This window comes from Winogradskyella eckloniae (assembly GCF_013249045.1).
Taxonomy (GTDB): domain Bacteria; phylum Bacteroidota; class Bacteroidia; order Flavobacteriales; family Flavobacteriaceae; genus Winogradskyella; species Winogradskyella eckloniae.
On sequence record NZ_JABRWP010000007.1, the window covers coordinates 143,049 to 155,015 of the forward strand.

Below are 11,967 nucleotides of genomic sequence, written 5' to 3' on the forward strand. Positions count from 1 at the left end.
TAATTTGTAGCAAATATAAATATTTATTCGATAAAAGCTATTATTTTACCGATAAATTGCATATTAGGTCTAAAATTCTTGAGCTATAACCTGTTTCATTATCGTACCAACCTACTATTTTTACCATGTTTCCGATTACGGAAGTCATCTGAGAATCAAAGATACAAGAGTGCGGATTTCCAACAATATCTACAGAAACTATTGGGTCTTCTGTATATTCTAGTATATCTTTTAATGGTCCTTCGGCTGCTGTTTTAAAAATTTGGTTAACATTTTCAATAGATGTTGGCTTTTCTACATTTATTGTTATATCTGTTAAAGAGCCATTTGCTACAGGTACTCTAATACCACATCCACCAATGACGTCTGATAAATCCGGAAATATTTTAGTGAGTGCTTTTGCAGCTCCTGTTGTTGTTGGAACAATAGATTGTCCGGCTGCTCTAGCTCTACGTAAATCTTTATGTGGTTGGTCATGCAGACTTTGGTCTGTTGTATAGGAATGAATAGTGGTAATATAGGCTTGTTTTATCCCAAGATGTTCTTTAATTAAAGCAATCATTGGTGCTGCATTATTGGTAGTGCAAGATGCATTAGAAATAATGGTTTCATCACCATTGATACTTTGGTCATTTACTCCAAGGACTATGGTTTTTATATCATCTTCTATGGCAGGAACAGATAAAATAACGCGTTTACCGCCATTAGTGATATGATGTTGAAGTTCTGTTTTAGACTTAAATTTTCCTGTAGACTCTATGACAAAGTCGGGTTTTATTTCAGACCAATCTAAGTGTTTAGGGTGAGTGGAATTATATAAAGGAATAGCAATATCGTTAACTATAATATTGTTTTGGTTATAACTAACGTCTTCATTTAAAACACCGTGAATGCTATCGTATTTTAACAAATGACTTAATGTTTTAGCGTCTGCCAAATCATTTATTGCTACTACTTTTATCTGCTGTGTTTGTATGGCTAGCCTAAAAATTCGACGGCCAATTCTACCAAAGCCGTTGATGGCAATTGTAATCATTAATTAATGTGTTTTTGTGCCTTATATGAAGATCTTACCAAAGCGCTACTTTCAACATGTCTAAATCCTAATTCTAATCCAATGTCTTCATATTCTTTAAATTGGTCAGGATTAATAAACTGTTTTACTGGTAAATGTTTTTTACTTGGTTGTAGATATTGGCCAATAGTTACGACATCCACATCATTTGCTCTAAGGTCATGCAAAGTTTGTATAACTTCTTCACGTTCTTCTCCTAAACCTAGCATAATACCAGATTTTGTTCTGCGTTGTCCTTGGGCTTTTAAATATTTTAAAACACCTAAACTTCTATCATATTGCGCTTGTATTCTAACCTCGCGCGTAAGGCGTCTAACGGTTTCTATATTGTGAGAAACCACTTCTGGTGCAACGTCGATAATTCTGTCAATGTGTTTTTCTATACCTTGAAAATCAGGAATTAACGTTTCTAGTGTTGTGTTAGGATTCATTCGTCTTACAGCTTTTACAGTTTCGGACCACATAATGCTTCCCATATCTTTTAAATCATCACGATCTACACTGGTTAATACAGCATGCTTTATTTGCATTAATTTAATTGAGCGCGCCACTTTTTCTGGTTCGTCCCAATCTACAGTTTCTGGCCTTCCTGTTTTAACACCACAAAATCCACAAGAACGCGTGCATACATTACCTAATATCATAAAGGTTGCTGTACCTTCTCCCCAACATTCGCCCATGTTAGGGCAGCTGCCAGACGTACAAATCGTATTTAATTTGTATTTGTCTACTAAAGATCTTAGTTCTGTATATTTTTTGCCTGTCGGTAATTTTACTCTTAACCACTTTGGCTTACGTTCTGGTAAAATATTTGATGCGACTTTGGTTTCCATGCAGTTTTGTATTTCTATAGACAAAGATACGAAGTAAATAACAAAAATTGAGCCTTTGTATACAATGTTGGTGGTGTTAAAAAAAGAGCTGTTGCTTAACCAAACATAAATACATTTATGTGACTCTATTTTAGTGGTCTATGCTTTGGTAATAATAGCGGCTAATAGCTTTTTTGCTCTTAAGAGTTTTACCTTTACATTATTTATGGGCTCATGGAGTTCGTTAGAAATTTCTTTGTAACTCAATTCTTGAAAATATCTTAAGTTAATCACTTCTTGATAATGTGGCTTCAACTTTTTTATATCCCTTAGTAATTTTGCTAAGTTTTGTTCTGTAATAATCTTATCTTCAGGCGTAGGCGAGTCGTCAATAATTTCAAAATAATTATCATTATCGTCTTTTGATGTATTATTGATCGTTTTTTTTTGCTTTCGAACTAAATCAATATGAATGTTTTTTGATATTGTAATCAGCCAAGTTTTAAACTTAAACGATTCGTTATAGGTGTCAATTTTATCAAAAGCTTTTGAAAAAGTTTGAATAGTGATGTCTTCGGCATCATTTTCGTTTTGAGTTCTTTTAAGCTGAAATCCATAGACATCATTCCAAAAAGAATCTAGTAAAAAATTAAATGCAATTTGTTCTTTGTTTTTTGCTTTTGAAATGGCCTCTTTTATTTCCAATGTTTTGGTTTCGATATCTTATTAGCTATAAAGATACTTAATTGTGTAGTAATTAAAAATAATTCTAAAAATGGCGCTAAGAGAATAAGGTCTGTTTCCTCAAACTTTTTAGCCGTTAACCCAAAACAGAGCCATTGTATAACAAAGCGCGTGCCTGCCAAAGCTAATAGCCATTCCCAAGGCGTTGAGGTAAATATTAGTGAGATACCTAATACCCAGAAAAGCAACTGTGAGATAAAAAAGACACCAAGTATGATTTGATGTTTTAATTTATAAAATTTAGCTGTTGTGATATGCCTTCTTTTTTGAATTATCCAAGATATAAATGATGGTTTGGCCTCAGAAATAGTGAAACTCTCTTTTGAGAAGCATAATGCCGTGTTTTTAGCATTGGCGACTTCGTTTATAAATAAATCATCATCTCCAGATTTTATGGACATGTGATTGTTAAAGCCACGATTATTAAAAAAGAGTTCTTTTCTGTAGGCCATATTACGTCCTACACCCATATAAGGCAATTCTAATTTAGCATAAGAGAAATACTGTAAGGCAGTCATTACGGTTTCAAACCTTATGAGTTTGTTTAGAAAAGAAAATTTCTTTTTTGCGTAAGCACCATAACCTAAAACGATAGATTTTTCGTTAGAAAAGTGGGCACTCATATGTGATAACCATAATTTAGAATTAGGCACACAATCGGCATCAGTAAAAACTAAGAAATCATTTTTAGATGCTTTAATACCTAAGGTTAGTGCGTATTTTTTATTTCCCCAAAATGCTTCGTTACTTTTTACATCAACAAGTTTTATGTTGGTGTTTTGAGAAGCAAAAATTTCCATAATTTCTAATGTCTCATCACTAGAACTGTCGTTTACTAAAACAATTTCGAAATTGGAATAATCTTGGTTTAATATGGATGGTAAGTTTTTTTCTAAATTTTGAGCTTCATTTTTAGCACAAATAATAACAGAAACTGGAATTTGTTTTTTTAATCGAGATTCTGGTCGTTTTATAGCAAATGAAAAGAGAAAACTAGTGTAATATACGACCTGAATTATAACTACGACGAAAAATGCGTAAAACAGTAATGTGGTAAAAGCCATTAAGGTTTAAGAATGTTGAGGTTCGCTACAATCTTTATATTGATCTGGAGTTTTACCGCAAAAGCCACAAGCTTCACCTTCTTTGTTAAGCATTGGGTTTTGACTCGCACACGTACCAGCGAATTCACCATTTTTTTTGGCCCATAGTTTAATGGCTATTCCGGCTACAGCGAAAGCTAAAAGTGCTAGTGTTATTAATAGTAATTTCATTATTCTACTAAATTTTGCACAAAGATAATACTTTTACTTTGATTCCTTATCGTATTTTTTTTGTGACTTAACATTCTGATTATGTGTCATATTAGCATTCAACATATATTACTAACTAATTAATTTATCAATTATGAAAAAATTATTTGCAGAGTTCTTTGGAACGTTTTGGCTTGTTTTTGGAGGTTGTGGTAGTGCAATTTTCGCGGCAGGAATTCCTGAATTGGGAATTGGATTTGTCGGTGTCGCTTTGGCCTTTGGATTAACGGTGTTAACCATGGCATATGCAGTGGGACATGTTTCTGGAGCTCATTTTAATCCAGCAGTATCTATTGGTCTTTGGGCTGGTGGAAAATTTGATGCAAAAGATCTTCCTGGTTATATTATAGCACAGGTTATTGGTGCCATTGCGGCAGCAGGTGTATTATATCTTATTGTGTCGGGAAAATCTGGTTTTGATGGTGTCGGTGGTTTTGCTGCTAATGGTTATGGCGAATTGTCTCCAGATGGTTATGGATTAGTTTCTGCTTTGGTAGCAGAATTTGTGCTAACAGCATTTTTTCTATTGGTTATTTTAGGGAGTACGTATCCTAAAGCTCCTAAAGGATTTGCTGGTATTGCAATTGGTTTGGCTTTAGTATTAATACATTTAATTAGTATACCAATAACAAATACATCTGTAAATCCTGCGAGATCTTTAAGTCAAGCGATTTACGCAGATGGTGCATATTTATCTCAAGTATGGTTGTTTTGGGTTGCGCCTATTGCTGGTGCAATTGCAGGTGGATTAATACACAAAACGTTGTTTTCTAAAGATTAAGATCTTAAAAATAATATACAAAAAGAGGCGCAATGTTTATTGCGCCTCTTTTTTTGTTATTTATATATTAAAAGTTCTATTGATCTTTTAATGATACTTCTGCAACTTCAGTATCTGTTTCAGTAGTATTATCTTTTGATTTTATTTTTATACTCAATGCTAATGCATCTTCCATATATGGAATTTGCTTTAACTTACGGTCAGACTCATCTAGTATACCTAAGTTTACCATTTTGTCTTGCATTTCTGCCCAAATCTCGTAATGCTGCTCTTCTGGTAATTGTGGTAAAGAAATAACATCAATCATTGACGTTTTTTCAATTGGATTAATATAAGCAACCGTTTTTAAGTCTTTAGCACGATCATTACCTGTAATTAAATATTTTTTAGAATCAGGATTGTTTAATTTCATTAATTCTCTTGACAATTGATCTAATTTAGAATTATTAGATTCAATGTCACTACGCAAATCATAAATTTCATCAACAACAACATTGTTTTCGTTGTTTAATTGCATGTTTTTTTGATATAACATAAATGATGTAGCGGCAAATAAAACTGCCGCAGCACTTGCTGCAATACTATACCAAGGTGTTTTTCTTTTTTGTACTAAATTGATGACTTTAGTGTCTTTTGTGTCTTCTAAAGCGGCAAATATGTCTTCTAACATATCATTTGGTACTTCTGTAGCGCCAGCTTTAGCTATGATTTCTAAATTATTTTGTAATTCTTCGTAGGCTTCTGCTGCTTCAGAATAATTGTCAATAAAGTACTCAACCTCCTTAGATTCTTCCAAGGAAGTATCTCCAACTAAATACTTATTAAGTAAGTTAGAGTTTAAAAAAGTATGTAATTTTTTTTCCATGATTAACTGTTTTCTGGATCGTAAACCTTCTTAAGTTCTCGTAATCCTATTTTTAATCTAGATTTTATTGTACCAAGCGGAATTTCTAATTCGTCACTAGCTTCTTGCTGTGTCATCCCTTGAAAAAACAAGGCGTCTAACACGATTTGGTATTTTTCTTCTAGTCGACCAACATGCTCTTTAATGTCCATGACATCTTGGTTTAAATTAGATGTTGGTAGAATATATACGTTAGAAGTTTCAATTTGGACTTCTTTCTGAAAACGATTATTAAAACTTCTTAATTTATCAATGGCTGTATTTCTTGCAATACGAAATAACCATGTAAATAGTTTTGCCTTTGACGGGTCATATTTTGAAGCGTTTTTCCAAACTTTAACGAAGGTTTCTTGTAAGGCATCTTGCGCTACTTCTTCATTAATTGTTATTTTTAAAATAACACCATATAAGCTGTTCGAATAATTTTCGTAAAGTAAATTTAATGCACGCTTATCTCCTTTTTGGAGTAAATCGATTATTTTTTTCTCTATTGGTGTTATACTCAAAGTGTTAAAGTTTGTTTTTTTTATATTTATGACATCCAAATTGGATTTTGAAACGTAAATATAATTAAATACACCTTATATAGGTGCCCTCAATATATTTTTAGAATAATTTTTACTTCATAAGCGTTTGATTAATAGCATTTTCAACAGAGGTTATTCTAAAGCTAAAAGTCCCAATCCAAATTGGGACTTTTGTTTTATATGATGTTTACTTCGGTTTCTATAGTAATATTAAAAAGTCGTTTTACAGTTTTTTGAATTAGCATGGCTAATTCAAAAATCGCCTTTCCTGAGGCATCACCATAGTTAACTAAAACTAAGGCTTGTTTATTATGCACACCATAGTTGTTGAAGCGTTTGCCTTTAAAACCTGCTTTTTCAATCAGCCAACCTGCTGGTATTTTTATGGCGTCTTCCGTAATTTTATATGAAGGAATTTCTGCAAAGTTTTGTTCTAATGCTTCAAACGCCTTAGCTGTTATGATTGGGTTTTTAAAAAAGCTACCACTATTACCTATTTCTTTTGGATCTGGTAGTTTGCTTTTTCGTATTGCAATTATCGCGTCTGAAATGGATTGAATTGATGGTTTTGTAATGCCCTTAGCTTCTAGTTCATTTTTTATTACGCCATAATCCATCTGTAAGAGATGGTTGCGCTTTGTTAATTCTAAATTTACACTTGTTATGATGTATTGGTTCTTTAGGTTTTGTTTAAAAATAGATTCTCTATAATCAAACTTACATTCAGATTTTGTAAAGGTTCTTAACGTTTGGTCTATTATGTGTATAGCTTCACAACTCACAAATACATCTTTTAACTCTACACCATAGGCGCCAATATTTTGGATTGGTGCTGTACCAATATTACCTGGTATTAATGATAAATTTTCTACACCACCATAATTGTGTTTTAGACACCATAAAACAAAGTTGTGCCAATTTTCACCAGCCATGGCTTTTATGGTTATTTTGTCTTGCGACTCATTAACGGTTTCTATACCTTTTATATTGATATGAAGCACTAAGGCTTCAATGTCCTTTGTGAGTAACATATTACTGCCTCCACCAAGAATAAATAAAGGTGAATGCTGATACGTCTTTAAGGTTTCAGTGAGCTGCGCAATGGAGGTAATATTACAATACGATTGTGCTTTGGCTTCTATGCCAAATGTATTAAATTGTTTTAGTGACGCGTTTTTTACTATAGTCATTAATCTTTATAAACTTTTAAGGCTTCTTTTAAAATCTCTACAGAGGTTCTTAAACTTGCTTCGTTAAGTACATATGCAATTCTAATCTGGTTTAAACCAACACCTTTGGTAGAGTAAAATCCAGCAGCAGGTGCAACCATAACTGTATTGTTGTTAAAATCGAAGGATTCTAACAGCCATTTCGCAAAATCATCTGAATTTTTTACGGGTAGTTCTGCAATACAATAAAACGCACCATTTGGTTTAGCAACCTTAACACCTTCTATTTTTTCTAATGCTTCAATTAAAATATTTCTACGCTTTACGTATTCTTCTTTAACATCATCAAAATAACTTTGTGGTGTGTCTAAAGCAGCTTCGCTGGCAATTTGTGCTAAAGTTGGAGGGCTTAAACGTGCTTGTGCAAATTTTAATGCCGTTTTTATAAATTCTTTGTTTTTAGAAACTAAATAACCAATACGTGCGCCACACATACTGTAGCGTTTAGATACAGAATCTATTATAATAGCATGCTCTTCTAATCCTGGCTCTTGAAGTATAGAGTAATGCGCCACACCATCATAGACAAACTCTCTATAAACTTCGTCTGCAATTAAAAACAAATCGTGCTTTTTTACTATAGCAGCTAATTGTTTAATTTCGGCTTTAGAATATAAATAACCGGTTGGGTTGCCTGGATTACAAATTAAAATGGCCTTTGTTTTTGGCGTGATAAGTTTTTCAAATTCTTCAATAGGAGGTAAGGCGAAATTGTTTTCAATTTTAGAAATAACTGGCACAACATTGACACTAGAAGCTGTAGAAAAACCGTTGTAATTTGCATAAAATGGTTCAGGAATAATAATTTCATCGTCTTCATCCATTATACTACCAAAAGCAAATAATAAGGCTTCGCTTCCTCCAGTAGTCACAATGATATCGCTGTGTGTAACGTTGATGTCGTTACGTTTATAATAATTAGCAATTTTTTCTCTGTAAGCTTCAGAACCTTCAGATCTTGAATATGCTAAAATGTCTAAAGAATGTGTTTTTACAGCATCTAAAGCGATATCTGGTGTTTTGATATCTGGCTGCCCAATGTTTAGGTAATATACTGTTTTCCCTTGTTTATGCGCTTCTTCTGCGTAAGGCACCAATTTTCTAATTGGCGATTCGGGCATTTTAATACCTTTATTTGAGATTTTTGGCATGAAGTTTAGATTTTAAAATGCTAAGTTCTGAAAATTCTTATGTATTTAGAGAAAAATTCACAAAAAAAAGAGTCCTCAATTTGAGAACTCTTAATATAATAAATTTTAAAGTCATTTATTCTTCAATAATGCTTTTACTTTTCTTTTCTAAAACACTTGTTTTATTTGCTTCTACAACCATTCCTTTAATTCTAAGTGCAACCGTTTTTGGTTCTGCATTAGTCGTTATAGTAATCGTTTTAGCAATTTTATTAAGATTATTAGTATTATATTTTACTATAATTTCTCCAGTTTCTCCTGGTAAAATTGGCTCTTTTGGCCAGCTAGGCACAGTACAACCGCAAGTAGATTTTGCATTTTCTATAATAAGTGGTGCATTACCTGTGTTTGTAAATTCAAATGTTCTTTTTCCGTCAGCACCTTTTTCTATTGTGCCATAATCGATAACATTAGTCTTAAATTCTATTTTCGGTTTTGCGTCTTGCGCATAAGTCGCAAAACTAATAAGGCTAACAAATAATACTGCTATTAAATTTTTCATCATTTTATTTTTAAAATTGATTATTCAAAACTAGTTACTTTTTAGTTCCAATCAAAATTTATTAGACGTAATACATACCATTTAACAGAATTTATGGTTTTTCAACGCATATTGTTACGCTAATAATTTTTCGAAATAGGAATTATAAGTACTTTTGTCAGTTATATTACAAAAACGATACCAAACATGGAAATTCCATCAAAATATAATGCCTTGTCAGTAGAGAGTAAGTGGTACAACTACTGGATGGAGCACAACTATTTTCACTCTACACCAGATGATAGAGAACCTTACACCATTGTAATTCCGCCACCAAACGTTACTGGGATTTTACACATGGGACATATGTTAAACAATACCATTCAAGATGTGTTAATTAGAAGAGCACGTTTGTTAGGTAAAAACGCATGTTGGGTTCCTGGTACAGATCACGCTTCTATTGCTACAGAAGCCAAAGTTGTTGCTAAATTAAAGGCACAAGGCATCGATAAAAATGATTTAACTCGTGAAGAATTTTTAGAACATGCTTGGGAATGGACCGAAGAATATGGAGGAGTCATCTTAGAGCAACTTAAAAAGTTAGGTTGTTCTTGTGATTGGGATAGAACTAAATTTACAATGGACGACGATATGTCTGAAGCTGTAATTAAGGTGTTTGTAGATTTATATAACAAAGGCTTAATTTATAGAGGCTACCGCATGGTAAATTGGGATCCAGAAGCTAAGACGACCTTGTCTGATGAGGAAGTTATCCATGTTGAAAAACAAGGTTTACTCTATTATTTGGAATATAAAATTGAAGGTAGTGATGAAAAATTAACCATTGCAACCACAAGACCAGAAACTATTTTTGGAGATACTGCTATTTGTATCAATCCAAATGATGAACGCTTCACACACTTAAAAGGTAAGAAGGCGATTGTGCCAATCTGTGGACGTGTAATTCCTATTATAGAAGATGAGTATGTAGATATTGAATTTGGTACAGGTTGTTTAAAAGTAACACCTGCTCACGATGAGAATGATAAAGTTTTAGGCGATAAACACAATTTAGAAGTTATAGATATCTTTAATGAAGATGCAAGTTTAAATAGCTTTGGATTGCAGTTTGAAGGTCAAGATCGTTTTGTAGCCAGAAAAGCAGTCGCTAAAGCATTAGAAGAAGCTGGAATTTTAGTAAAAACTGAAAACCACCTTAATAAAGTAGGAACTTCAGAACGTACAAAGGCAGTTATAGAACCAAGATTAAGCGACCAATGGTTCTTAAAAATGGAAGATTTAGCAAAACCTGCTATTGATGCCGTTTTAAAAACTGGCGATGTAAAATTATTTCCAAAGAAATTTGAAAATACCTATCGTCATTGGATGGAGAATATTCGCGATTGGAACATCTCTCGTCAGTTACTTTGGGGACAACAAATACCTGCGTACTACTATGGCGACGGAAAAGAAGATTTTGTAGTTGCAGAATCTATTGAAGACGCACTAAAATTAGCCATAGAGAAAACAGGCAACCAACAACTAACAACTAATGACTTAAAACAAGATACTGATGCACTAGATACTTGGTTTAGTTCTTGGTTGTGGCCAATAAGTGTTTTTGATGGTATCAGAAATCCTGAAAACGAAGAAATAAAATATTATTACCCAACCAATGATTTGGTAACAGGTCCAGATATTTTATTCTTTTGGGTAGCACGTATGATTATTGCTGGTTACGAATATAAAGAAGAAAAACCTTTTGAAAATGTTTATTTAACTGGTCTAGTTAGAGATAAGCAAAGACGAAAAATGTCTAAATCTTTAGGGAATTCCCCTGATGCTTTAAAGTTAATTGAAGATTATAGCGCAGATGGTGTTAGAGTAGGATTGTTACTAAGTTCTGCAGCCGGAAACGACCTAATGTTTGATGAAGCCCTTTGTCAGCAAGGAAAAGGTTTAGGTAATAAAATTTGGTCTGCATTCTATTTAACAAATTTGTGGGACGTTGCAGATTTAGAGCAACCACAATCTAGTGCAATTGCGATTGAGTGGTTTGCTTCTAAATTTCAGAAAGTATTAATTGAAATCGAAGATCACTTTAGTAAATACAGATTGTCTGATGCTTTAATGGCTATTTATAAATTGGTTTACGATGATTTTGCATCTTGGTTATTAGAGATTGTAAAACCAGCCTACCAACAGCCTATAGATTCAAAAACCTATAATGCTGTAATGGCAATTTTTGAAGATATCCTAAAAGTGGTTCATCCATTTATGCCATTTATTACTGAAGAAATTTGGCAATCGATTAGTGAACGAACACCAGAAGACGCATTAATCGTTTCAACATGGCCAGAAGCAAAACCAGTTAATGAGGCTTTGATTTCTGAATTTGAATTTGCAACGGAAGTTATTTCAGGAATTAGAAACATAAGAAAACAAAAGAATATCGCTTTTAAAGATGCCATTGGGTTTTCTGTTGTAAATAATGAAAATGTAAATACAACATTTGATGCTGTAATTTCTAAATTAGGAAATTTGGAGAGTTTCGAATATGTAACTGAAGCTGTAGAAGGCGCTTTAACGTACAGAGTAAAATCTAACGAATACTTTATTCCTATGGAAGGCAGTATTGATGTTGAAGCAGAAATAAAGAAACTAACTGAAGAATTAAATTACACGGAAGGTTTTTTGAAATCTGTTCAGAAGAAACTTTCTAACGAGCGTTTTGTTGCAGGTGCACCAGAGCAAGTTGTAGCTTCAGAGAAAAAGAAAGAAGCAGATGCTTTAGCTAAGATTGAAACGCTAACAGCTAGTTTGGCAAGTTTAAAGTAATATTAACAACCTGCAAGGTTTCTAAAACCTTGTAGGTTTCTATCATAAAGCATGATTTTTTACCATGTAGAAG

At 33.0% G+C, this 11,967-nt stretch carries 12 protein-coding genes; 2 read left to right on the forward strand and 10 right to left on the reverse strand.

All coding sequences use genetic code 11. The features are described from left to right. Window positions 1-40: 40 nt before the first annotated feature. From gap to HNV08_RS12775, 5 genes are all read right to left on the reverse strand, one after another. Entirely contained in the window at window positions 41-1,036 is a 996-nt protein-coding gene (gene gap, locus HNV08_RS12755; RefSeq protein ID WP_173281713.1) for a type I glyceraldehyde-3-phosphate dehydrogenase, read from the reverse strand. Continuing rightward, window positions 1,036-1,908: a lipoyl synthase gene (lipA, locus tag HNV08_RS12760; protein ID WP_173281714.1), complete on the reverse strand. Its 873-nt coding sequence runs from the start codon at window positions 1,906-1,908 to the stop codon at window positions 1,036-1,038. Before lipA ends, gap begins: the two co-directional genes overlap by 1 nt. A gap of 138 nt (window positions 1,909-2,046) precedes the next feature. After that, window positions 2,047-2,592: an RNA polymerase sigma factor gene (locus HNV08_RS12765; RefSeq protein WP_173281715.1), complete on the reverse strand. Its 546-nt coding sequence runs from the start codon at window positions 2,590-2,592 to the stop codon at window positions 2,047-2,049. Continuing rightward, complete coding sequence (locus HNV08_RS12770) at window positions 2,583-3,695, reverse strand: glycosyltransferase (protein ID WP_173281716.1); 1,113 nt, start codon at window positions 3,693-3,695, stop codon at window positions 2,583-2,585. Before HNV08_RS12770 ends, HNV08_RS12765 begins: the two co-directional genes overlap by 10 nt. Window positions 3,696-3,701: 6 nt before the next feature. Beyond that, window positions 3,702-3,905, reverse strand: coding sequence for a membrane or secreted protein (locus tag HNV08_RS12775; RefSeq protein WP_173281717.1), 204 nt, complete (start codon window positions 3,903-3,905; stop codon window positions 3,702-3,704). Window positions 3,906-4,038: 133 nt separating this feature from the next. Here HNV08_RS12775 and aqpZ point away from each other — a divergent pair, with 133 nt between their 5' ends. Continuing rightward, complete coding sequence (gene aqpZ, locus HNV08_RS12780; protein ID WP_173281718.1) at window positions 4,039-4,725, forward strand: aquaporin Z; 687 nt, start codon at window positions 4,039-4,041, stop codon at window positions 4,723-4,725. Window positions 4,726-4,801: 76 nt separating this feature from the next. Here the strand turns inward: aqpZ and HNV08_RS12785 are convergent, their stop codons facing one another. The 5 genes from HNV08_RS12785 to HNV08_RS12805 form a co-directional block, all read right to left on the reverse strand. Further along, the gene (locus HNV08_RS12785) at window positions 4,802-5,590 is read right to left on the reverse strand and encodes an anti-sigma factor (protein ID WP_173281719.1); all 789 of its coding nucleotides are present in this window, start codon (window positions 5,588-5,590) and stop codon (window positions 4,802-4,804) included. A 2-nt stretch (window positions 5,591-5,592) separates the two neighbouring features. Further along, complete coding sequence (locus HNV08_RS12790) at window positions 5,593-6,135, reverse strand: RNA polymerase sigma factor (RefSeq protein WP_173281720.1); 543 nt, start codon at window positions 6,133-6,135, stop codon at window positions 5,593-5,595. Between the two features lie 197 nt (window positions 6,136-6,332). Then, a complete protein-coding gene (gene murB, locus HNV08_RS12795; protein ID WP_173281721.1) occupies window positions 6,333-7,346 on the reverse strand; it encodes a UDP-N-acetylmuramate dehydrogenase in 1,014 nt (337 codons plus the stop codon). Then, window positions 7,346-8,536, reverse strand: coding sequence for a pyridoxal phosphate-dependent aminotransferase (locus HNV08_RS12800; RefSeq protein WP_173281722.1), 1,191 nt, complete (start codon window positions 8,534-8,536; stop codon window positions 7,346-7,348). Before HNV08_RS12800 ends, murB begins: the two co-directional genes overlap by 1 nt. A 115-nt stretch (window positions 8,537-8,651) precedes the next feature. Next, the gene (locus HNV08_RS12805; protein ID WP_173281723.1) at window positions 8,652-9,077 is read right to left on the reverse strand and encodes a DUF1573 domain-containing protein; all 426 of its coding nucleotides are present in this window, start codon (window positions 9,075-9,077) and stop codon (window positions 8,652-8,654) included. 186 nt (window positions 9,078-9,263) lie between these two features. Here HNV08_RS12805 and HNV08_RS12810 point away from each other — a divergent pair, with 186 nt between their 5' ends. Next, window positions 9,264-11,894, forward strand: a complete 2,631-nt coding sequence (locus tag HNV08_RS12810; RefSeq protein ID WP_173281724.1) for a valine--tRNA ligase — start codon at window positions 9,264-9,266, stop codon at window positions 11,892-11,894. Window positions 11,895-11,967: the final 73 nt, after the last annotated feature.

What these genes read in the sequence shown, in the direction of transcription:
- gap (WP_173281713.1), bottom strand. Translation starts at nt 1,036, where the DNA reads ATGATTACAATTGCCATCAACGGCTTTGGTAGAATTGGCCGTCGAATT.
- lipA (WP_173281714.1), bottom strand. Translation starts at nt 1,908, where the DNA reads ATGGAAACCAAAGTCGCATCAAATATTTTACCAGAACGTAAGCCAAAG.
- HNV08_RS12770 (WP_173281716.1), bottom strand. Translation starts at nt 3,695, where the DNA reads ATGGCTTTTACCACATTACTGTTTTACGCATTTTTCGTCGTAGTTATA.
- HNV08_RS12775 (WP_173281717.1), bottom strand. Translation starts at nt 3,905, where the DNA reads ATGAAATTACTATTAATAACACTAGCACTTTTAGCTTTCGCTGTAGCC.
- aqpZ (WP_173281718.1), top strand. Translation starts at nt 4,039, where the DNA reads ATGAAAAAATTATTTGCAGAGTTCTTTGGAACGTTTTGGCTTGTTTTT.
- HNV08_RS12785 (WP_173281719.1), bottom strand. Translation starts at nt 5,590, where the DNA reads ATGGAAAAAAAATTACATACTTTTTTAAACTCTAACTTACTTAATAAG.
- murB (WP_173281721.1), bottom strand. Translation starts at nt 7,346, where the DNA reads ATGACTATAGTAAAAAACGCGTCACTAAAACAATTTAATACATTTGGC.
- HNV08_RS12800 (WP_173281722.1), bottom strand. Translation starts at nt 8,536, where the DNA reads ATGCCAAAAATCTCAAATAAAGGTATTAAAATGCCCGAATCGCCAATT.
- HNV08_RS12805 (WP_173281723.1), bottom strand. Translation starts at nt 9,077, where the DNA reads ATGAAAAATTTAATAGCAGTATTATTTGTTAGCCTTATTAGTTTTGCG.
- HNV08_RS12810 (WP_173281724.1), top strand. Translation starts at nt 9,264, where the DNA reads ATGGAAATTCCATCAAAATATAATGCCTTGTCAGTAGAGAGTAAGTGG.